The sequence below is a fragment of the Paraburkholderia acidipaludis NBRC 101816 genome (assembly GCF_000684975.1).
GTDB lineage: Bacteria > Pseudomonadota > Gammaproteobacteria > Burkholderiales > Burkholderiaceae > Paraburkholderia > Paraburkholderia acidipaludis.
Genome location: NZ_BAXZ01000025.1, coordinates 49,341 through 70,485 on the forward strand (window position 1 = coordinate 49,341; position 21,145 = coordinate 70,485).

Sequence of the window (21,145 nt, forward strand, 5' to 3'; positions counted from 1 at the left end):
GCCCTGAGGCCGCGGCCACCCGCCACGCCGTCGTGCGATCAGTGCGATTCGCGCGGCACGGGCGCGCCGCTCGCTCCAACGAGGAAGTCGAGGTCGGCGCCCTGGTCGGCTTGCAGGACGTGTTTCACATAGAGCCGGTAGTAGCCGCGCTCGGGCAGGTCGGGCGCCTTCCATTCGGCCTTGCGGCGCGCGAGTTCTTCGTCGGAAACGTCCAGATGCAGGCGCCGCGCATCCACGTCCAGCTCGATCATGTCGCCCGTGCGCACGAGCGCGAGCGGTCCGCCCGCCGCCGCTTCGGGCGAAACGTGCAGCACGACCGCGCCGTAAGCCGTGCCGCTCATGCGGCCGTCGGAGATGCGCACCATGTCGGTGATGCCCTTTTTGAGCACCTTCTTCGGCAGCGGCATGTTGCCGACCTCCGCGAAGCCCGGGTAACCCTTGGGCCCCGCGCCCTTGAGCACCATGACGCAGTTTTCGTCGATGTCGAGCGAGTCGTCGTCGACCTTCTCGTGCAGTTCCTCCACGTTCTCGAACACCACGGCGCGCCCGCGATGGCGCAGCAGCGCCGGCGTGGCCGCGGAAGGCTTGATCACGGCGCCGTTGGGCGCAAGGTTGCCCTTGAGCACGGCGATGCCGGCCTTCGGTTTGAAAGGTTCGGCGAACGAGGTGATCACCTCGCTGTTGTAGTTCGGCGCGTCCTGCACGTTCTCCCAGATGGTCTTGCCGTTGACCGTGAGCGCATTGCGGTGCAGCAGGCCCTGCTCGCCGAGCTGGCGCAGCACCGCGGGCAGGCCGCCCGCGTAATAGAAGTCCTCCATGAGGTACTGCCCGGAAGGCTGGAGGTTCACGAGGCACGGCACGTTCGAGCCCAGTTCCCAGTCCTCGAGCGAGAGCGGCACGCCGATGCGCCGCGCGAGCGCGATCAGGTGGACCACGGCGTTGGTCGAGCCGCCGATCGCGGCATTCGCGCGAATGGCGTTCTCGAAGGCCTCGCGCGTGAGGATCTTCGTCATGGTCACGTCGTCGCGCACCATCTCGACGATGCGCCGGCCGGCCAGATGCGCGAGCACCTGGCGGCGCGCGTCCACGGCGGGGATGGCCGCGTTGTGGGGCAAGCCCATGCCGAGCGATTCGACCATCGAGGCCATGGTGGAGGCCGTGCCCATCGTCATGCAGTGGCCGCGCGAGCGGTTCATGCACGATTCGGCCTCGACGAATTCGGCCTCGCTCATGGTGCCCGCGCGCACTTCCTCGGACATCTGCCACACGCCGGTGCCGGAGCCGATATCGCGGCCGCGGAAGCGCCCGTTGAGCATGGGGCCGCCGGAGACGGCGAGGGCGGGCAGGTTGCACGAGGCGGCGCCCATCAGCAGCGCGGGCGTGGTCTTGTCGCAGCCCACCAGCAGGATGACGCCGTCGATGGGGTTGCCGCGGATCGATTCCTCGACGTCCATCGAAGCGAGGTTGCGGAACAGCATGGCCGTGGGCCGCAGGTTCGTTTCGCCGAGCGACATCACGGGAAATTCGAGCGGCAGGCCGCCCGCCTCGCGCACGCCGCGTTTCACATAGTCGGCCAGCTCGCGGAAGTGGGCATTGCAGGGCGTGAGCTCCGACCAGGTATTGCAGATGCCGATGACCGGGCGGCCGTCGAACTCGTCGTGCGGAATGCCCTGATTCTTCATCCAGGAGCGATGAATGAAGCCGTCCTTGTCGTTGCGGCCGAACCAGCCTTGCGAGCGTAGCTTGCGCATGGTGTCTCCGTGTAGTGGGGGGCGTGTGGCGTTTTGCTCATTATCGGCCGCAACGCGCGCGCATGCGTTCTGTCCCTTCTCCTCGTTTCGCGGTGAAGCGTGGGTCCGGTGCGGTCGAGGGCCAGTCTATCGAAAAAATCGTTCGGCTCACCGAATTTCAACGACCGTTTCGATCACATGGTCGTCACGCGGCGTCCCTATTCTGACGAATGCATTGCATTCCGGTTCCGCCGGGCCGGCCGTCTTCAAGGACTCCATTGTGACCTCCCAAACCGCGATCCAGACCGACGCCCTCACGCGGCTCGACAACCTGCCGTGGACGCGCTTTCACACGCTGATGACCGTGGCGCTCGGCGTGGGCTGGGCGCTCGACTCGTTCGAAACCAACATCATCGGCAGCGTGTTCGGCGCGCTCAAGGCGCAATGGCATCTGTCGCCCTCGCAGGGGTCGCTGGCCGTGAGCATCTGGGTGCTCGGCATGCTCGTCGGCGCGATCGCGTTCGGCTATCTCTCCGACCGTTTCGGCCGCAAGCGCCTCTTCCTCGCCACGCTGCTCTGGTACGCGGCGTTCAGCGTGGCCACGGTGTTTGCCTGGAACTACGAATCGTTCCTGTTTTTCCGCGCGATGACGGCGCTGGCGGTGGGCGGCGAATATTCGGCCGTGACGGCGACGATGGGCGAATTCATTCCGAAGCGCCATCGCGGCCGCACCGATTCGCTGATCCTTTCCGGCTTTCCGGTGGGCGCGCTGCTTTCCGCCGCCGTCTCCTGGGTGGTCCTGAATAATCTCCCCGTCGACGTTTCGTGGCGCGTGGGTTTCGGCTTCGGCACTACCATGGCGCTGCTGTTCTTCTGGATTCGCCGCGTGATTCCCGAGTCGCCGCGCTGGCTGCTGCAGCAGGGCCGTGTGGCCGACGCCGAGGCCGTGGTCGAGCGCATCGCCGCGGCGGCCGCGCGAGGGCGTACACCCGCCGACGTGCGCGCGGCCGTGGCCCGACGCTATGCGCCCACTGCGTTCGTGCCGCAGCATCCCACCTTCTGGCGCAATGTCGGCGCGCTGTTCGGCAAGTACCGCGTGCGCTGCGCGCTGGCGAGCGCGCTGAACTTCTCGCAGGCGGCCATCGTCTACGGCGTGCTTTCGCTGATGGCGCTCGTGATTCTGCCGTACATGAAGGTGCCCGCCGCTTCCATGCCCATCTATTACCTCTATGGCAATGCGGCCGCGCTCGCCGGCGGGCTGACCGCCGCGCTGCTGGTCGAGGCGTGGGGGCGGCGCGCGTCGCTGTTCGTGAGCTACGCGTTCACCACGCTCGCCGTGTGCGTGATCTACGCGACGCATACGCTGGCCGGCATGGTGATCAGCTACTGTCTGATCCAGTATGGCGTGACCTGGGCGTATATCTCCGGCTATGTGGTTTCCTCCGAAGTGCTGCCCACGCGCATTCGCGCCACGGGCCTTGGGGTTTCGGTGGCGGTGGGCCGCGTCGGCGCCATGATCGCGCCGCTGCTGCTCACGAGCGTGTTTGCTTCGTCGGGCACGCCTTCTTCGGCCTTGATCGTGCTGCTCGTGCTTGCGTTGCCGGGGCCGTTCGCTGCCGCGCTCTGGTGGTGGCAGGGCCGGGAGACGCGCAATGTCTCGCTGGAAGAGGGCAGCACGCAGGGTGTCGAGCAGACGTGGGCGGAACCGGCAGCCGTGGCGCGCTGAAGCCGCGACGCGCCCGCGGCCGGAGGCCCCGAATGGCGGCATGGGCTAATGCAGATGCCGCAGCTTGTCCGGATTGCGCACGACGTAAATGGCCGTGATCTTGCCTTCCTCGATATCGAGCGCCGTGGTCTGCAATTCGCCGTCCGCTTCGCGCGTGACGAAGCCCGGCAGCCCGTTGATGAAGCCCACGCGCACGAGTGTCGAGCCTTTTTTGCGGAACAGATCGGCAAGATAAGTGTGGATCTTCATCACCTGCTCGAAGCCGAGTATCGGGTGGCCGGCCGCCGGCCGCTTGCCGCCGCCATCCGCATGCAGGCTCACGTCGGCTGCGAGCATGGCGCCCAGCGCGCTCATGTCGCCGCTGCGCGAGGCGGCGAAGAACGCTTTCGCGAGTTCGAGCCCGCGCTGCTTCTCCACGCGAAAACGCGGGCGCGATTCCCGCACGTGGGTCCGCGCCCGCGCCGCGAGCTGACGGCAGGCGGCCGGTTCGCGCTGGATCGTGGCCGCGACCTCTTCGAAATCGAGCCCGAATACGTCGTGCAGCAGGAACGCGGCCCGTTCGAGCGGCGACAGACGTTCGAGCGCGAGCAGCAGCGGCAGCGTAACGTCATCCTGCTCGTCCTCCTCGACGACAGGCTCGGGCAGCCACGGGCCGATATAGGTTTCGCGCTGATGCCGCGCGGACTTGAGCTGATCGAGGCACAGGCGCATCACCATGCGGCGCAGGAAAGCCTCGGGCACGCGCACCTCGTCGCGCTCGACGTCGATCCAGCGGAGGAACGCGTCCTGAACGATGTCCTCGGCGTCCGCGACGGAGCCGAGCATGCGATACGCGACGCGGATCAGCTTGGGCCGCAGCGGGTCGAAACCCGCCGCGGCCGCGGCGAGGTCACCCTCGGTCATGCGGCGGCCGCCTTGGCCATGGCCTTCGCCACCGCCGGATCGACCCATAGTCCGAAGCCGACCGCGAGGCGGTTCCAGCCGTTGATGACGTTGATCATCAGCGTGAGTTTCACCTGTTCCTCCTCGGTAAAGTGGTCGCTTAGCGCAGTCCGCGCGTCTTCGAGCGTCTGGTCCTCGGAAAGGCGCGTGAGCGCTTCGGTCCAGCCTAGCGCCGCGCGTTCGCGATCGGTGTAGCAGGGCGCTTCGCGCCACGCGGAGAGCAGGTAGAGGCGCTGTTCGGTCTCGCCTCGCGCGCGTGCGTCGACCGTATGCATGTTAAGGCAGTTCGCGCAGCCGTTGATTTGCGACGCGCGGATTTCGACGAGCGATACGAGGGTCGGGTCGAGGCTCCCGGCCACGGCGAGCGAGGTGCTCATCCAGGACTTCATCGGGGCGGGGGCGACGGCAAATGGGTCGAGCCTGGCAGTCATGGTTCCATCTCCTTTGTGAGGGTGACGGTGATATGACGAGTCAGGGCGTGGCATGTGTGACATCGGGGCGGAAAATTTTCGCGCAGGCGATTCACGGCATAGCGGGATGCACCGGGTGCTCCGGCCGCAGCGTGACGTTCAGAACCGGACGTGGCGGCGCGGCTCCCGCCGGAACCGCCAGTGAGAAACGCTGCAATATTCCGCGGTGCCGGCCTGCCCGAGTCCGCTCGCGCGCCCACCGCGTGCGGTGTTGCTGGGAAGCTCAACCGCCGGGGGCGATACGGAACCGCAGCGCTTCAGTACCGCCATAGGCAGCCGCTTTTCTGAACCGCTCGACCAGCAGGCCTCCGGACGACTCGATCACCTTCCGCGAAGCCAGATTCTCCGGATCCACGGTCAATTCGACGTAAGTCAGTCGGCGGTAAAGTCGATGTTCCGGGCTGCCAACGGAAGCCGATCGATCCACAGAAGTTGCCACGACGGTCGCCGTCGAAGATCCACCTCGTGATTCCCGGCAGGCGGGCCATTACCGAGCCTGTGCGCGCCCGGGCACTTTATGCCGGATGCCACTACAATTCTGCACTTCGAGCCACCCAACTCATTGCGCCATGAAATACCTTCTCGCATCGGCAATCGCAGCGCTCATGGCGGTGTCCAGCACGTGGGCGCAAGCCCAGGCATCCGGCAGCGGCGTCACGTCGGCGGATCAATGCAGCATTGGCTACGTCACCGGCGCCGGCGGCGCGGTGCAGAGCATGCGCGAATATCTCTCGCTGCCCGAGCGCGACCGGGTTCGCTATATCGCGGACCATCCGATCCAGTGCCAGGTCTCGGACGAGGGCCGCACGTCCGGTTGCACGGGCGTGGACGATTTGCGCAGCGAGCGCGTGAGCGTGTACGACGACATCGACAGCACGCTGATGGCCGTCGTCGCCCACGTGGAACTCGACCACGGCACTTATCCCGCGATCATCGCGGTGCAGAAGAAGGATTTGCGCTGCGACCCGTAAGCGCGTTTGCCGCGGCCGCTCAGCCTGGCTTGCCCATGGCCGACTGCTGGTAGTTCTGGATGCCGACCTTGTCGATGAGCTCGATCTGGATTTCCAGCCAGTCGATGTGGTCTTCGGTGTCGTCGAGGATTTCGACGAAGATCTCTCTCGAAACGTAATCCTTCACCGTTTCGCAGTAGGCAATCGCCTCCTTCAACGTGGCCTGCGCGGTCTGCTCGAGCTTGAGGTCGCCTTGCAGCGCCTCCAGGGTGTCTTCGCCGATCAGGAGCTTGCCGAGGTCCTGCAGGTTGGGCAGCCCGTCGAGCATGAGAATGCGCTCGATCAGCTTGTCCGCGTGCTTCATTTCTTCGATCGATTCTTCGTACTCGTGTTTGCCGAGCGCCTCGAGCCCCCAGTGCTCGTAGAGCCGCGCATGGAGAAAGTACTGATTGATCGCCGTGAGTTCATGTTTCAGTTCGGCGTTCAGATATTCGATAACCTTTGGATCGGCTTTCATGTTTTCTCCTCGTTCCCGCCCCATGTCCGGATCGATCGTCTCCTTGCAGGATAGGCGCCAGGCAAGAAAACGGCGCGAATGATGGCGGGAAAGCGAACCGTTCCGGTTCAGGTGGTCCATAACATCTGACCCTCGTGATCCTGCGCGCGGCCGTCCGGTTCAGGACCGCCACGCCGGCCCGTCCGGAAAGGCGTGCTCGGCGAGCGACGCAGCACGCATTTCGATGCTGTAGCCGGGCTGCTGGGGCGGCATGTAGCGGCCATTGCGGATCACGACGGGGTCGATGAAATGCTCGTGCAGATGATCCACGTATTCGAGCACGCGGTTTTCCAGTGATGCCGAGACGCAGATGTAGTCGAAGAGCGAGATGTGCTGCACGTATTCGCACAAGCCGACGCCGCCCGCGTGCGGGCATACCGGCACGCCGTACTTCGCCGCCATCAGCAGGACGACGATCACCTCGTTGAGCCCGCCCAGGCGGCAGGCATCGACCTGGCAAAAGTCGATGGCGTGCGCCTGCAGCAATTGCTTGAACATCACGCGATTCTGGCAATGCTCGCCCGTCGCCACGCCGATCGGGTGGAGGCGTTGGCGGATCGCAGCGTGGCCGAGCACGTCGTCGGGGCTCGTGGGCTCCTCGATCCACCACGGGTCGAACGCCGCGAGTCGCCGCATGTTCGCGACGGCTTCGTCGACGTCCCACACCTGGTTGGCGTCCATCATCAGCTTGCGGTCCTCGCCGATCTCTTCACGCAGGATGCGCGCGCGCCGCATGTCTTCCTCGATGTTGCCGCCCACCTTCTGCTTGAAGTGCGTCCAGCCGTTCGCCACGCCTTCGCGGGCGAGCCGGCGGATCTTGGCGTCGTCGTAGCCCAGCCAGCCTGCCGACGTCGTGTAGGCCGGATAGCCTTGCGCGAGCATTTGCGCCTCGCGCTCGCCCTTCGTCCTGGCGTGGCGATGGAGCAGCGCGACGGCTTCTTCCGGCGTGATGGCGTCGGTGACGTAGCGGAAGTCGAGGCAGCGCACCAGTTCTTCGGGGCTCATATCGGCAAGCAGCTTCCACACCGGCTTGCCTTCCGCTTTCGCCCACAGATCCCAGACCGCGTTCGCGACGGCCGCTGTCGCAAGATGGATGGCGCCCTTGTCGGGGCCGATCCAGCGCAACTGGCTGTCCGAGGTCAGCGCGCGCCAGAACGCGCCCATATGGGCGGCGATCCCTTCGAGCGTTTTGCCGATCACGAGCGGCGCCAGCGCCTTCGCCGCCGCCACGCAGATTTCGTTGCCTCGCCCGATGGTGAACGTCAGGCCGTGCCCGGTCAGCCCCGCGGGCGAGTCGGTTTCGAGCGTCACATAGGTCGCCGAATAGTCGGGCGCGGCGTTCATCGCGTCGGAACCGTCGAGCGAGCGCGAAGTGGGAAAGCGGATGTCCTTGACGGACAGCGCGGTGATGGTGGTCATGGGAACCTCCTGCCGGCACGCGGGTTTTGCCCCGGTTTCGCCCGTCGGGATCGGGCGAAGCGGATGGATCAGCCCAATGATTCTACGACTCGCGGCGAGAGTTCGCCTGGCTTAGGGATTCGCGGGCGGATTGGCGCTTTCCCGGCGCAGGCGCAAGCTGCCGATGAGCAGCACGGCTTGTGCCGCGAGCCAGGCGTAAAAGGCAATGCCGAAGCCCGTGATGGGCGTTCCCTCGGCCTCGCTGAAGTACCATTTCGGTGTCAGCGGCGAGTACAAGGCGCAGGCGATACTCGCGCCGCAGAAAATGCTTGCGTAGCCATAGCGTCTGCGCAGGCCTAGCACGAAGGCGATGGCGTAAAACGGATTGGCGAGCCACGCGGGGTTCAGGTCCGCAAGACCGAACCAGCCCTGAGCGAGAAGCGTGACGCCGGGCAGGGGCGATTCCCTTTCGAAATACATCGCGGGCAAAAACAGCGAAACGGCGTAGAGCGCGATAGAGGCGCACAAAACGACGCTCCGCGTGCTACGCGGGAACGAGTCGAAGCGCGCCGTCATCGCTCACGTGCCGCCGTATAAAAAGGTAGTAGTCCCTGGCTTGCGCTCAAGGCAGCGAGATCGTCAGATTTGCCGATTCGGGCCCGACCTTGATGATCTGCGAGTAGGGCGCCAGCGCCTTGAGCGTCTGGTCTTTCAGATACGAGTTGAGCCCGAGAAACGCGAGCAGCGCGACGAGCCCGAACACGGCGCCGATGCTCCACAGCGGCACCTCGCGCTTCAACCGGTGCGAGATCTGGTCCGGCAGCGGCCAGTGCGGCGCGAACGGGGCGCGTTTGCCCTTCAGGTGGGCGATTTCGTCGCCGATGCGCGCGGTCAGATAGGCCAGCTTCTCCGGGCCTTCGAGCAGATATTTGCCGCGAAAACCCAGCAGCAGGCACATGTGGAACACTTCGAGCGACTGCAGCCGCAAGGCGCCGCGCGAACGGCACTCCTCGAGATACTCGAAGAACTTCTCGCCGGCCAGTTGCTCGCCGAACAGCACGAGTTGCAGGGGGCGGCGCTCCCAGTCCGCGCGGATCCTGAGCTGCGACGACAGCACGAGCTCGTCGATGGCCGCGCAGAACGCGAACTTGGCGGCGTACACGTCGTCGGCTGCGATATTGAGCCGCTTCGCGCCGCGCTCGAACTCGGTGAGGAACTCCTGGATTCGCGTGCTGAAGGCCTGTGCGCTTTCGGGTTCGCGGCCGTTCTTCAGCAGGAACAGCATGAAAAACCCGTCGTACAGCAAGTCGAGCAGCGAGCGCGCCTGAAAGGCGTTGTCGGTCGACGAGGCCGTCGGCCGCATGGGCGGCGGCGTGCTGCCGCCAAGCAGGGAAGGAGCGTAGTTCATGAGGTGACGGCGATCAGTTCGAATTTCAGGTCGTTGATGCCAGACGGCGCGTAGATCATCGCGGACTGGGCCTGCAGCATGCGTTCATAGAGCGCGCCGCGCGAATCGAGGGCGAAGTAGCACGCGCCCGGCCGCACGGGAATGGCGGGCGGCACCTGCGGCGTGTACGTGAGCCGCACGCCGGGCATGGCCGAGAGCACGAGCTTGTCGACGTCGTCGGGCGCGCCCACTTTGAAGCGCCCCGGCACGGCGTCGATGAGCTCGACGCTCGGCATGTCCGCCGAGACCGCGAGATAGAACGCGGTCTTGTCGTCGATCTTGCCGGAGTCGAGCCGGCCGACGTGGAACGACGGCCGCACTTCGTCGAGCGTGATCGCGAAGTAGCGCGTCGAGATCACCGTTTCGAGCAGTTCTCGCAGCATCGTGTCGAGCAGCGCGAAGCCGGGGCCCGGATCCTCGTGGCGGTAGACGGGAAGGTCGGCGAGCGCGTAGCCCTTCGAGAACGTCATGAGCTGGCCCGCGAGACGCAGCAGTTCCTGGAAGAGCCGTTCGGGATGCAGCGACGCATGCTGATGCAGATGCGCGAGCGCGGCGAAGGCGGCGTTCGCCGTGTGCAGCAGCCAGAACGAGGCGATGTCGCCCGAGCGGAACTCGATGATGTTCTTCGACGGTTCGCGATGGAAACCGTAGAGCGCGTTGACCTTCGCCTGCAGCGCGTCGATCAGCTGGCGCAGCCGCTGGGTCAGGAGCGGCGAGGCGTTGATGGCGAGACTGGGCGGCACGAAGTTGTCGTCGATCTCGAAGCCCGAGGTGGCCGTGCGGCGCACCCGCACGAGCGGCACCGAGAGCAGTTGATCGCGCGGCTCGCCTTCGGCGATCAGCTTGACCTGCGTTTTCAGGAAGTCGATGTCGGCGGAGGCCGCATCGGTAAAGTTGTCGCCGACGCTAGAGCGCTCGCTGACGAAGCGTGTCCGGAAGCCGCCGTCCGGGTCGTCGCTGTAGTTGGTGGCGTTCTCGCGCAGCGGGTGCAGCGCCAGATAGAACACGAAGTCGTTGATGCCGTCCGGCAGCGTGTCGAGCGCGACAGGCGGCGGCAGGCTGTCGGCCTGCGGCGCGGAATACAGCGTGCCGTCCTGGAACACGAGCGAAAGCTCGCGCACGCGCAGCACGTTGCTCGCGAGCGAGTCGCGCTCGAACTCCACCGAGCGCACGCCCCAGTTGTAAGGCTGGATGGCCTGGATCGATTCGAACAGGCGCGCTTCGTGGTAAGCGTCCTGTCGCTGGAAGTGCTGCGGCCGCAGGAACAGTCCTTCTCCCCACAGCACCTTGGCCGAATAACTCATGTCACACCTGGTTTATGAATGAAGCAGGGCGATCGGCAGTCGAGCCCCCCGAATTGCATGCTCAGTTGTTAAATTTTGTAAATCGACATTGATTTTACTCGGTCGTGGGCTAACCACAGCTAACCGACGAAAGCATATTGAGCGGCTGCGACGGCATTCCCTGGACGGGGGCGATCACACTGCCGTCCGTGACCGTCATCGCGCAATTATGCAGGCCGATGATTATGCCGGATTTCTCCGATTTTGCCGGATCGAAGGTCAATTTCCAGCGCTGGACAGCAGGGTCCCTAAAGAGTGCGACTATCCCAAAAGCCTGGGCGTCGCGTGAAACTTTCTCCGTCGCCGTATAGCGCTGGCCGGGAATCAGCGTAACTTCGCGCACGCTTAGCAGGTCGGCGCCCAGCACGCTCTTTTCCTTGTCGGGATCGGTAAAGCTGTCGAAAGGCGCCTGCTGGAACGAAGTCGGATCCTTCAACACATAGAGCCGCACGACGAGCGCGAGCGGCTTGTTGTCGGTCGCCGCATTGAGGTTCTGCGCGGCATACAGCGTGATGCCGACGTTGCGGGGCGGCTTCGGCGCGTCGCTCTTGCCGACGCCGGCCACCTGCATGACCGCGCTTGCGGCCGTGCCGAGGAGCGGGGCGGCCGCGCAGCCCGCCAGCAACGCACAGGCGGCGAGCGGCAGCGCATGGCGGCGCAGATGGGCGTTGAGGATGGTTCGGCGTGCCGCCATTTTGTACTGGTCTCGGTCCTGGTCTCGATTGCGCATACAACTAACGGGTAGCGGTTCAGGAAAATTTTTCCCGATTAATCGGGCGTAGTTTGCTTGCCAAGTAAATATTGCGGGGCCATCTAATGCGTAATGCATCGCCCAGTATATTGGGGACCGCCTTTGCCGGACGTCCGCACTATTTATAAAGGTTTACTCGATCGCGAAGATTGAATTATGAAAAAATCACCGGTACTATACCGGCGCATCTCAAAAAGCAAAAGAACCGATATCCAACTTTAAACTTCATCCGTGCGCATCGGTGAAAGAACGATGAAAAACCGTTTGTTTACAAGATTTTCCGGGGTAATGGCGGCGTGTGGGATGGCTTGCGCCGTGATGGCCGGTTGCGCGTCCACGCAACAGAATGTCCCGCCCACCGCGGACCAGTTCAACAAGCAGCTTGCCGATGCGGACGCCGTGGCGAAGGCGGGCGACCAGGATAAGGCAATCGGTCTTTACCAGGACCTGGCGAAGGCCGATCCGACTCGCGAAGAGCCGTGGTCGCGCATTGCGCAGATCCAGTTCTCGCAGAACCACTACGGGCAGGCCATCGTCGCCGCGCAGGAAGCGCTGCAGCGCGATCAGACGGACCGCACGGCGAAGAGCGTGCTGGCCGTTTCGGGCCTGCGCATCGCCACCCAGTCGCTTGGCGAACTGCGCGACGACGCTGCGCTCCAGGGCGATGCGAAGTCGGATGCCCAGGCGCTGGCGGTCCAGTTGCGGGACACGCTCGGCGAATCGGAGCTGTTCCCGCCCGACCAGCAGCCCAAGCAGCCCGTGAAGCGCCGTCGCGTGGTCCGTCATGCGAAGGCGCCGGCCGCCGTGTCGGGCGCCGATGCAGCGACGTCCGCCGCGGCGCCCGCGAATCCGGCGCCGGCCGCCGCAGCGCCGACGGCAGCGGCACAGGCGCCGGCGCCTGCGAAGGCCGGAGATCCGTTCAGCGCATTGCGCTGAGCGCGCGTGGTACGACCAGACTAGCTACGGGAGCCGCAGATGGCGAAGAAAGAAAGCATTCAGAAGCGCTTGCAGAAGGTGCGGCCGCCGCGCGTGCAGCTGACCTATGAGGTCGAGAAGGGCGACGCGATCGAGGTCAAGGAGCTGCCGTTCGTCGTCGGCGTGGTGGGCGATCTCGCGGGGCAGTCCGAAATCGAGCAGCCCAAGCTGCGCGACCGTAAGTTCGTCAGTATCGACCGCGACAACTTCGACGACGTCATGAAGGCGATCGAGCCGCGCGCCGCGTTTCAGGTGGAGAACCGCCTGAGCCAGGAAGGCGGCAAGTTTGCCGTCGACCTCAAGTTCCGCGCGCTGGAAGATTTCAGCCCCGACGAGGTGGTCGAGCAGATCGAGCCGCTGCGGCGCCTGCTCGAGGCGCGCTCGAAGCTGGCCGATCTGCGCAACAAGCTCGCCGGCAATGACCGGCTCGAGGATCTGCTGAGCGAAGTGCTGAAGAACACGCAGCAGTTGCAGGCGCTCGCGAAAGATGCGGGCAGCGACTCACAGGACGAATAAGGACGGGGTGCCGAGATGAACCAGCTGAATCAGCAAGGGGCGGCGGTCCAGACGGGCGAAGCGGATTATGCTGCCGGGACGACGCTGCTCGACGAGATCGTCGAGAAGAGCAAGGTGGCGAAGTCCGAGTCCGAGCATGCGCGCGCGAAAGATCTGATCGGCGAGCTCGTGCATCAGGTGATGGACGGCACCGTGGTCGTGTCGGACAACCTTTCGGCCACGATCGACGCGCGTGTCGCGGAGCTCGACCGGCTGATTTCGACGCAGCTTTCCGCGGTGATGCACGCCCCCGAATTCCAGCGCCTGGAGAGCACCTGGCGCGGCCTCGACTACCTGGTCAAGGAAAGCAACACGGGGAGCCAGATCAAGATCCGTGCGCTGCATGCGCCCAAGCGCGAGCTCGTGCGCGACTTCAAGGCGGCGACCGAGTTCGACCAGAGCGCGCTCTTCAAGAAGGTCTATGAAGAAGAGTTTGGCACCTTCGGCGGCGCGCCGTTCGGCACGCTGATCGGCGATTACGAAATCTCGCGCCAGCCCGAAGACCTGTATTTCGTCGACCAGATGTCGCACGTCGCGGCGGCCGCGCATGCGCCGTTCATCGCATCGGCCTCGCCGGAGCTGCTCGGGCTCGAATCGTTCGCAGACCTCGGCAAACCTCGCGATCTGGGCAAGGTGTTCGACACGGTCGAGTACGCGAAGTGGAAGTCGTTTCGCGATTCCGAGGACTCGCGCTACGTCGGCCTCACGCTGCCGCGCTTCCTCGGCCGCCTGCCGTTCAATCCGAAGGACGGCCAGATTGCCGAGCGCTTCAACTTCGTCGAGGACGTGGACGGCACCGATCACAACAAGTACCTGTGGTGCAACGCCTCGTGGGCGTTCGCCGCGCGCCTCACGGCCGCGTTCGACGACTTCGGCTGGTGCGCGGCGATTCGCGGCGTGGAGGGCGGCGGTCTGGTGGAGGATCTGCCGACGCATACCTTCAAGACCGACGACGGCGAAATCGCGCTCAAGTGCCCGACCGAAATCGCGATCACGGACCGCCGCGAGAAGGAGCTGAGCGACCTCGGCTTCATCCCGCTCGTGCATTGCAAGAATTCCGACTATGCCGCGTTCTTCGCTGCGCAGTCGGTGCAGAAGCCCAAGAAATACAACACCGACAGCGCCAACGCGAATGCCGTTCTGTCCGCTCAGCTGCAGTACATCTTCTCGGTATCGCGCGTGGCGCACTACCTGAAGGCGATGATGCGCGACAAGATCGGCAGTTTCGCCTCCGCGCAGAATGTCGAGTCGTTCCTCAACCGGTGGATTTCGCAATACGTGCTGCTCGACGACAACGCGACGCAGGAACAGAAGGCGCAATTTCCGCTGCGCGAGGCTTCCGTTCAGGTTGCGGAGATTCCGGGCAAGCCGGGTTCGTATCGTTCGGTCGCGTTCCTGCGGCCGCACTTCCAGCTCGACGAACTCTCGATTTCTCTGCGTCTGGTCGCCGACCTGCCCAAGCCGGCAAATTCATAAGCGAAACGGGTATGCCCGGGTGCGTAACCCCGGGCAGGACGTTAAAACCACCTCTCTGGGGAGCGATGCGCCATGCTAGACATGTATCTGAAGTTCGGTAATCCCGCCATCAAGGGCGAGTCCGCGGACAAGGACCACTCCGGATGGATCGAACTGAAATCCTGGGATCACTCGATCGTCCAGCCGCGCTCGGCGACGGCTTCGACGGCCGGCGGCCATACGTCGGAGCGCTGCGAGCACGGCGACATGGTCTTCACGAAGGAGATCGACTCGTCGAGCCCGCTGCTGTACCAGCACGCTTCGGGCGGCACGACCTTCGACGAAGTGACGATCGACTTCATGCGCGCGGACGGCGAAGGCAATCGCGTGAAGTACCTCGAGGTCAAGCTCAAGTACGTGATCATTTCGAGCGTCACGCCGAGCGTGCAGCAGGAAGGCCTGCCGACCGAGACGTTCTCGCTCAAGTACGCGGCCGTGCAGTGGAAGCAGACGCAGCAGAAGATTGGCGGCAACCAGGGCGGCAACACGCAGGGCGCCTGGAGCCTCACGAAGAACGACAAGACCTACGCGGTCTGATGTCGCTCGCGGCAGCGGAGTGCGCGGAGGACCGCCGCGCCCCCGTTGCCGCCTGCATTTTGCGCGCTGCCCGATGAAACGTTTCGAACCGAGCTTTCTCGACAAGCTGTACGACGACGAACCTCACCAGCCCGCTTCGGCCGCCATGCGGCAGCTCTCGCTCGACGAGCTGAAGAACACGGTGGCGCGCGACGTCGAGGCGATTCTCAACGCGCGCATTGCGTTCACGGAGCTCGCTCTCGAAGCGTTTCCGGAGTGCCAGCAGTCGGTGCTGACCTACGGGCTCAACGACTTCGCGGGGCTGAGCCTCGCGAGTCATTACGATCGCACGTTCATTTGCGATTCGATCAGGCGTGCCATCGAGCGGCACGAGCGGCGCCTGCGGGACGTGGAAGTCAAGCTCGAACTGCACCGGCAGTCGACCAACGCGCTTTACTTCGCGATCCAGGCACTGCTGATCGTGCATCCGGCCGAGGAGCCGGTCAGTTTCGACGCGATGCTGCAGCCTTCCACGCTGCAGTATTCGGTTACGCGCGCGCGCGCCGCCAAGGCGCTATAACGTGCGACGCCGTGCGGACCGGGCCGCCTGGCGGCGGTTCCGGATCCGGCAACGAAGGAAGAAGTTCGGGGTTTATCGATGGAAGAGCTGCTGCCGTACTACGAGCGGGAGTTGTCGTTCCTGCGGCGCTATTCGCGGGACTTTGCCGAACGCTATCCGAAGATCGCCGCGCGCCTCGCGCTTTCGGGCGAGCATAGCGAGGATCCTCATGTCGAGCGCCTGATCGAGTCGTTCGCACTGCTTGGCGCGCGGATCAACAAGAAGCTCGACGACGACTACCCGGAATTCACCGAGGCTTTGCTCGAAGTGTTGTATCCGCACTTCCTGCGGCCCTTTCCGTCGTGCTCGATTGCGCAGTTCACGCCCGCCGCGCCGGGGCAGCAGACGAGCGCCGTTGTGGTGCCGCGCGGCACCGGCTTGAAGAGCCGCCCGGTTCGCGGGGCCGAGTGTCAGTTTCGCACTGCGTACGACGTGACGCTCGCGCCGATCCGTATCTCCGAAGCGCGCTACACGCCCGTGGCGTTCGCGCCGGGCGCCGTCGTGCTGCCGCCCGACGCGACCGGCGTGATCTCCATCACGTTCGAATCGCTCGCGCCGCAGAGCGATCTTGGTGCACTGCAAACCTCGCCGTTGCGCGTGCATGTGCAGGGCGAGCAATCATTCGTCGCCGCGCTGACCGACTGCCTGTTCGTCAATGCGCGGAGTGCGTACGTCGAGCCCGAGCGCAATGGCCGCTGGACCGCGCTGCGCAAGCTGCCGGTTGCGCAGGCCGGCTACGAAGCGTCCGACGCCCTGATCGACTATCCGGCCAAATCGCATCCGGCCTACCGTCTGCTAACCGAATATTTCGCATTCCCCGACAAATTCGACTTCGCCGATTTCGATCTCGCGGCGATCACGAAGGCGGCCGGCCCCTGCCGGCGCGCGACGCTGCATCTCGTGCTGCAGGACGTGCGCGCCGATTCGCCTGTCGCGCGCCTGCTCGAAATGCTGAGCGCCAATCACTTCAAGCTGTTTTGCACCCCGGTCGTGAATCTGTTTCGCCAGCACGGCGAGCCGATCCGCGTCACGCATCGCGCCGTGTCGTATCCGGTGATTGCCGAAGCGCGGCGTGCGTTCGCCCACGAGGTCTATTCGATCGATTCGGTGAAACTCGTCCGGCAGCAGGCGCACGAGGAGAAGGTGGTCGAATTCCGGCCGTTCTACTCGCTGCACCATGGCGAAGCCGCGCGCATGGGCCACTACTGGTTTGCGCGCCGCAACGAGCAGGTGGCGGAGAAAAGTCCCGGTTACGAAACCGAGATCTCGATCGTCGACATCGACTTCGAACCGAACGTACCGCAAACGGACACGCTGAGCCTCGACCTCACCTGCACGAACCGCGATCTGCCCGCTCAGCTCGCGTTTGGCCTGGCGGGCGGCGATCTGTTTCTGGCGGGCGGCGCGAAAGCGGGCGGCGCGATTTCCATGCTGCGCAGGCCGACCGCGAGTGTGCGCATGGCGCGCGGCAGCTCGGCGCACTGGAAGCTGGTGTCGCATCTCGCGCTCAACCACGTGTCGCTTGTCGCCCACGGCCTCGCGCCGCTCAAGGAGTTGCTGACGCTCTACGATTTGCGCCGCACGCCGGTGTCGATGCGCCAGATCGACGGGGTGGCCGGCATCGAGCAGCGCGGCGCCGTGCAGTGGTTGCCCGGCAAGCCGTTCGCCACTTTCGTGCGCGGCATCGAAGTGCGGCTGACTCTCGACGAAGAGCATTTCGTCGGTTCGAGTCTCGCGGCATTCGTGCGCGTGCTCGATCATTTCTTCGGGTTGTATGTCCACCTGAACAGTTTTGTCCAGCTTGTCGTCCTGTCGAAGCGGACCGGCGAGGAGATCATTCGATGCAAGCCCCGTACCGGCGAATCGATCCTGGCGTAACGGGCCAGCTGCTCGAAGAGCCGCACCGCTTCGAATTCTTTCAGGCGGTCCGGGTGCTCGAGGGCCTGTTCGCGCGGCAGACCGCCGATGCGCCGGAAACGCGGCGGCCGGGCGACGTCGTCGCGCAGCGGATCGGCTTTCGGAACACGCTGTCGTTCAGCTTTCCCGCGAGCGAGATCGAAGGCGCGGACTCGTTCGACACGGCCGGCGACGCGCTGAAGACCGCCGAGGCGCGCGACGCGGCGCTGGCGGCCGGCGAGGTGGGACGCGTCGAGCTCACGCCGGCGTTCTTCGGGCTGCTCGGTGCGCAGGGTGCGCTGCCGCTTCCTTATACCGAGCAGATCGCCGCACGCGAGTATCTGAATCGCGATCGCGCGGCGCGCGCGTTCTTCGATGTTTTTTCGAACCGCGCGACGGCGCTGTTCTATGCGGCGTGGAAGAAGTACCGGCTGCCGTACCACTACGAGACCGATCGCGACGAGCGCTATCTGCCGCTGCTGCTGGCGCTGGGGGGCGTGGCGGGCGACGCCGTGCGCGAGAGTCTGCAGGCAGGGCCAGGCGGGCTGCTCGACGAAGCCATTGCAGGTTATGCGCTGGCCGCGCGCCATCGTCCGATGTCGGCCGCCTACCTGCAGCGCGTGCTGTCCGACTACTTTCGCGTGCCGGTGCGCGTCGACCAGTTCATCGGCAAATGGTACGACGTGCCGCCCGACCAGCTCAGCGTGCTCGGCGACGTGAACGTGACACTCGGCGCGACCGCGCTGGTGGGCGGGCGCGTCTGGCAGCGCGACATGCGCGTGCGGCTCGTGGTCGGGCCGCTGTCGAAGCACGACTATCAGGCATTCCTGCCCGGCGGCGACGAGGCGATTGCGCTTGAACGAATGCTGGCGCTGCTCGCCGGCGTGACGCTCGAATACGAAGTCACGCTGGTGCTGCGCCACGAGGAAGTTGGCGTGTGCAAGCTGGGCGCGGGCTCGCGTCTGGGCTGGGATGCGTTCCTGTGCACGCGCGACGCCGGGCAGGATCGCGACGACGCGCGCTACGAACTGCACGTGATCGAATGACAACAACGAACAGGCAACGAACCAACGCGAGACCGTTTCCATGAGCACGCCCCTGAAGACCTTGATCACCAAACTGAATCCGCTGTGCCGGCAGGCGACCGAGCGCGCGGCGAGCGCGTGCCTGTCGCGCGGCCACTATGAGGTCGATCTGGAGCATCTGTTGCTGGCGCTGCTCGACGAGCCCGCATCCGACCTGAAGCTCGCGCTGCGCGCCAGCCGTGTCGACGTGCATGCGCTGCGCGCCGACATCGAGCGCGAGCTGCCGCGGCTGAAGACCGGCAATACGCGCACGCCGGTTTTCTCCGTACACCTGATCGCCTTGTTCGAGCAGGCGTGGTTGATTGCCTCTCTCGATACGCAGCCGGGGCGGATCCGGTCCGGGCACCTGTTGCTCGCGCTGCTGACCGCGCCCGATCTCGTGCAGCTCGCGCAGCGAATGTCCGCGCAGTTTGCGGACGTGCGCGTGGCCGACCTGAAACATAAGTTCGACGAACTGACCGAAGGCTCCGCCGAGGCCGAAACGGCGGCGGACGCTGCAGGCGCGGCATCCGGCGCGTTGCCCGCCGACGAGACGCAGCCTGCGGGTCCGTCGAAGACGCCGGCGCTCGATACGTACACCACGAATCTCACGCAGCGTGCGCGCGAGGGCAAGATCGATCCGGTGATCGGCCGCGAGGCGGAGATTCGCCAGGCGATCGATATCCTGATGCGCCGTCGCCAGAACAATCCCATCATGACGGGCGAGGCGGGTGTGGGCAAAACGGCGGTGGTCGAAGGTCTCGCGCTGCGCATCGCCGCGGACGACGTGCCGCCGCCGCTGCGCGGCGCCGCGCTCCACGCGCTCGACATGGGCCTCCTGCAGGCCGGTGCGAGCGTGAAGGGCGAGTTCGAGAACCGGCTCAAGAGCGTGATCGACGAGGTGAAGAAGAGCCCGCATCCGATCATCCTCTTCATCGACGAAGCGCATACGATCATCGGCGCGGGGGGCCAGGCCGGCCAGAACGACGCGGCGAACCTGTTGAAACCGGCGCTGGCGCGCGGCGAGCTGCGCACGATCGCAGCGACCACGTGGAGCGAATACAAGAAGTACTTCGAAAAGGACGTGGCGCTCGCGCGGCGTTTTCAGGTGGTGAAGGTCGAAGAGCCGAGCGAGCCGCTCGCGGCGGCGATGCTGCGCGGCATGGTCGGGCTGATGGAAGCGCACTTCAACGTGCGGATACTCGACGACGCGATCACGGAGGCGGTGCGCCTGTCGCATCGCTATATCAGCGGCCGCCAGTTGCCCGACAAGGCGATCAGCGTGCTCGACACGGCATGTGCGAAGGTCGCGCTCGCGCAGAGCACGACGCCCGCCGCCATCGACGACACGAAGAAGCGCATCGAACGGATCGACGCGGAAATCGCCTCGCTCGAACGCGAGGCGGCGAGCGGTGCTTCGCATGACGAACGGCTTGGCGAATTGCGCGCGGAGCGCGAAGCGGCGAGTGTGCAGCTTGCCGACGACGAGGCGCGCTACGAAGGCGAGTGCGCGATCGTCGCGGAGATCGCGCAGTTGCGCGCCGCGCTGGATGCGGCGCGTTCGCCTTCGGCGGACGGAGAGCCCGTCGACGTGCCGGCAACGCGCGAGCGGCTCACTGAGCGCGTGAGCGCCCTGCACGCGCTGCAAGGCGGCGAACCCATGGTGCCGGCGCAAGTCGATGGACACGCCGTAGCGGAAATCGTCGCATCGTGGACCGGCATCCCGCTCGGCCGCATGATCAAGGACGAGATCGCCACGGTGATGAATCTGCAGGAACTGCTCGCCGCTCGCGTGATCGGACAGGACCATGCGCTCGAAGCCATCGCGCAGCGCGTTCGCACCGCTACGGCCAATCTCGAGGACCCCAACAAGCCGCGCGGCGTGTTCATGTTCGTCGGACCCTCGGGCGTCGGCAAAACCGAGACCGCGCTCGCGCTCGCCGACATCCTGTACGGCGGCGAACGCAAGATGGTCACGATCAACATGAGCGAGTATCAGGAGGCGCATAGCGTATCGGGACTGAAGGGCTCGCCGCCCGGCTATGTGGGCTATGGCGAGGGTGGCGTGCTGACCGAAGCGGTGCGCCGCAATCCTTATTCGGTGGTGCTGCTCGACGAGGTCGAAAAGGCACACCCGGACGTGCTCGAAATGTTCTTCCAGGTGTTCGACAAGGGCATGATGGACGACGCGGAGGGCCGCGAGATCGACTTCCGTAACACGCTGATCGTCCTGACTTCGAATGTCGGATCGGCCGCGGTGATGCAGGCGTGCCTCAATAAAACCACCGACGAATTGCCCGAGCCGGATGCATTGGCTGAAACGTTGCGACCGCAACTGTACAAGGCGTTCAAGCCGGCATTTCTGGGCCGGATGAAGGTCGTGCCGTATTACCCGATTTCCGACGACGTGCTCGCGGAAATCATCGAACTGAAGCTCGAACGGATTCGCCGCCGGATCGAGACGAATCATCGCGCGGCGTTTGAATGGGACGAGTCGCTTGTCGAGGCGGTGCTCGCGCGTTGCACGGAAGTCGACTCCGGCGCGCGTAACGTGGACCACATTCTGAACGGCACGCTGCTGCCCGAGATCGCGACGCACGTGCTGGGACGGCTCGCCGAAGGCGGCGCGATCGCGCGGATTGCCGTGCGCGCCGACGAAGCTGGCGAGTTCGATTACACGCTCGCGTGACGA

20 protein-coding genes are annotated in these 21,145 nt (G+C 65.1%); 10 read left to right on the forward strand and 10 right to left on the reverse strand.

Going from position 1 to position 21,145, the window contains the following annotated elements; translation table 11 throughout:
* Positions 1 to 38 precede the first annotated feature (38 nt).
* Positions 39 to 1,751, reverse strand: a complete 1,713-nt coding sequence (locus tag BAC01S_RS24585; RefSeq protein WP_027797149.1) for an IlvD/Edd family dehydratase — start codon at positions 1,749 to 1,751, stop codon at positions 39 to 41.
* A gap of 337 nt (positions 1,752 to 2,088) precedes the next feature.
* Here BAC01S_RS24585 and BAC01S_RS24590 point away from each other — a divergent pair, with 337 nt between their 5' ends.
* Complete coding sequence (locus BAC01S_RS24590) at positions 2,089 to 3,456, forward strand: MFS transporter (RefSeq protein WP_084168852.1); 1,368 nt, start codon at positions 2,089 to 2,091, stop codon at positions 3,454 to 3,456.
* A 45-nt stretch (positions 3,457 to 3,501) separates the two neighbouring features.
* Here the strand turns inward: BAC01S_RS24590 and BAC01S_RS24595 are convergent, their stop codons facing one another.
* From BAC01S_RS24595 to BAC01S_RS34845, 3 genes are all read right to left on the reverse strand, one after another.
* Positions 3,502 to 4,359, reverse strand: coding sequence for a sigma-70 family RNA polymerase sigma factor (locus BAC01S_RS24595; RefSeq protein WP_027797151.1), 858 nt, complete (start codon positions 4,357 to 4,359; stop codon positions 3,502 to 3,504).
* On the reverse strand, positions 4,356 to 4,829 hold the full coding sequence (locus tag BAC01S_RS24600; RefSeq protein WP_027797152.1) for a carboxymuconolactone decarboxylase family protein: 474 nt from the start codon (positions 4,827 to 4,829) through the stop codon (positions 4,356 to 4,358). Before BAC01S_RS24600 ends, BAC01S_RS24595 begins: the two co-directional genes overlap by 4 nt.
* Positions 4,830 to 5,091: 262 nt before the next feature.
* Positions 5,092 to 5,307, reverse strand: a complete 216-nt coding sequence (locus tag BAC01S_RS34845) for a hypothetical protein (protein ID WP_156954534.1) — start codon at positions 5,305 to 5,307, stop codon at positions 5,092 to 5,094.
* A 130-nt stretch (positions 5,308 to 5,437) separates the two neighbouring features.
* Between BAC01S_RS34845 and BAC01S_RS24605 the strand changes: the two genes are divergently transcribed.
* On the forward strand, positions 5,438 to 5,839 hold the full coding sequence (locus BAC01S_RS24605) for a hypothetical protein (RefSeq protein WP_027797153.1): 402 nt from the start codon (positions 5,438 to 5,440) through the stop codon (positions 5,837 to 5,839).
* A gap of 19 nt (positions 5,840 to 5,858) precedes the next feature.
* Here the strand turns inward: BAC01S_RS24605 and bfr are convergent, their stop codons facing one another.
* From bfr to tssJ, 6 genes are all read right to left on the reverse strand, one after another.
* Positions 5,859 to 6,335 carry a bacterioferritin gene (gene bfr / locus BAC01S_RS24610; protein ID WP_027797154.1) on the reverse strand — a complete coding sequence of 159 codons (477 nt, stop codon included), beginning with the start codon at positions 6,333 to 6,335 and terminating at the stop codon, positions 5,859 to 5,861.
* Between the two features lie 159 nt (positions 6,336 to 6,494).
* A complete protein-coding gene (locus BAC01S_RS24615) occupies positions 6,495 to 7,793 on the reverse strand; it encodes an L-fuconate dehydratase (RefSeq protein WP_027797155.1) in 1,299 nt (432 codons plus the stop codon).
* Positions 7,794 to 7,904: 111 nt separating this feature from the next.
* Positions 7,905 to 8,348, reverse strand: a complete 444-nt coding sequence (locus tag BAC01S_RS24620) for a hypothetical protein (protein WP_027797156.1) — start codon at positions 8,346 to 8,348, stop codon at positions 7,905 to 7,907.
* A gap of 46 nt (positions 8,349 to 8,394) precedes the next feature.
* Positions 8,395 to 9,180, reverse strand: a complete 786-nt coding sequence (gene icmH, locus BAC01S_RS24625) for a type IVB secretion system protein IcmH/DotU (protein WP_027797157.1) — start codon at positions 9,178 to 9,180, stop codon at positions 8,395 to 8,397.
* On the reverse strand, positions 9,177 to 10,523 hold the full coding sequence (gene tssK / locus BAC01S_RS24630; protein WP_027797158.1) for a type VI secretion system baseplate subunit TssK: 1,347 nt from the start codon (positions 10,521 to 10,523) through the stop codon (positions 9,177 to 9,179). The genes icmH and tssK overlap by 4 nt, the downstream gene beginning before the upstream one ends.
* Positions 10,524 to 10,632: 109 nt before the next feature.
* The gene (gene tssJ, locus BAC01S_RS24635; protein WP_043203577.1) at positions 10,633 to 11,256 is read right to left on the reverse strand and encodes a type VI secretion system lipoprotein TssJ; all 624 of its coding nucleotides are present in this window, start codon (positions 11,254 to 11,256) and stop codon (positions 10,633 to 10,635) included.
* Positions 11,257 to 11,565: 309 nt separating this feature from the next.
* On the opposite strand from tssJ, the gene BAC01S_RS24640 reads away from it, so the two are divergent.
* The 8 genes from BAC01S_RS24640 to tssH all read left to right on the forward strand — a co-directional run bounded on the left by BAC01S_RS24640 (position 11,566) and on the right by tssH (position 21,142).
* Positions 11,566 to 12,249 (forward strand): tetratricopeptide repeat protein, encoded by a 684-nt coding sequence (locus tag BAC01S_RS24640; RefSeq protein ID WP_027797160.1) that lies wholly within the window; start codon positions 11,566 to 11,568, stop codon positions 12,247 to 12,249.
* A gap of 39 nt (positions 12,250 to 12,288) precedes the next feature.
* The gene (gene tssB / locus BAC01S_RS24645; protein ID WP_027797161.1) at positions 12,289 to 12,804 is read left to right on the forward strand and encodes a type VI secretion system contractile sheath small subunit; all 516 of its coding nucleotides are present in this window, start codon (positions 12,289 to 12,291) and stop codon (positions 12,802 to 12,804) included.
* Positions 12,805 to 12,828: 24 nt separating this feature from the next.
* Positions 12,829 to 14,319 (forward strand): type VI secretion system contractile sheath large subunit, encoded by a 1,491-nt coding sequence (gene tssC / locus BAC01S_RS24650; protein WP_027797162.1) that lies wholly within the window; start codon positions 12,829 to 12,831, stop codon positions 14,317 to 14,319.
* Positions 14,320 to 14,391: 72 nt separating this feature from the next.
* On the forward strand, positions 14,392 to 14,895 hold the full coding sequence (locus tag BAC01S_RS24655; protein ID WP_027797163.1) for an Hcp family type VI secretion system effector: 504 nt from the start codon (positions 14,392 to 14,394) through the stop codon (positions 14,893 to 14,895).
* 73 nt (positions 14,896 to 14,968) lie between these two features.
* Positions 14,969 to 15,454: a type VI secretion system baseplate subunit TssE gene (gene tssE, locus BAC01S_RS24660; RefSeq protein WP_027797164.1), complete on the forward strand. Its 486-nt coding sequence runs from the start codon at positions 14,969 to 14,971 to the stop codon at positions 15,452 to 15,454.
* Between the two features lie 78 nt (positions 15,455 to 15,532).
* The gene (gene tssF, locus BAC01S_RS24665; RefSeq protein ID WP_027797165.1) at positions 15,533 to 17,371 is read left to right on the forward strand and encodes a type VI secretion system baseplate subunit TssF; all 1,839 of its coding nucleotides are present in this window, start codon (positions 15,533 to 15,535) and stop codon (positions 17,369 to 17,371) included.
* Positions 17,335 to 18,435, forward strand: coding sequence for a type VI secretion system baseplate subunit TssG (tssG, locus tag BAC01S_RS24670; protein WP_027797166.1), 1,101 nt, complete (start codon positions 17,335 to 17,337; stop codon positions 18,433 to 18,435). Before tssF ends, tssG begins: the two co-directional genes overlap by 37 nt.
* A gap of 40 nt (positions 18,436 to 18,475) precedes the next feature.
* A complete protein-coding gene (tssH, locus tag BAC01S_RS24675; RefSeq protein WP_027797167.1) occupies positions 18,476 to 21,142 on the forward strand; it encodes a type VI secretion system ATPase TssH in 2,667 nt (888 codons plus the stop codon).
* Positions 21,143 to 21,145 lie beyond the last annotated feature (3 nt).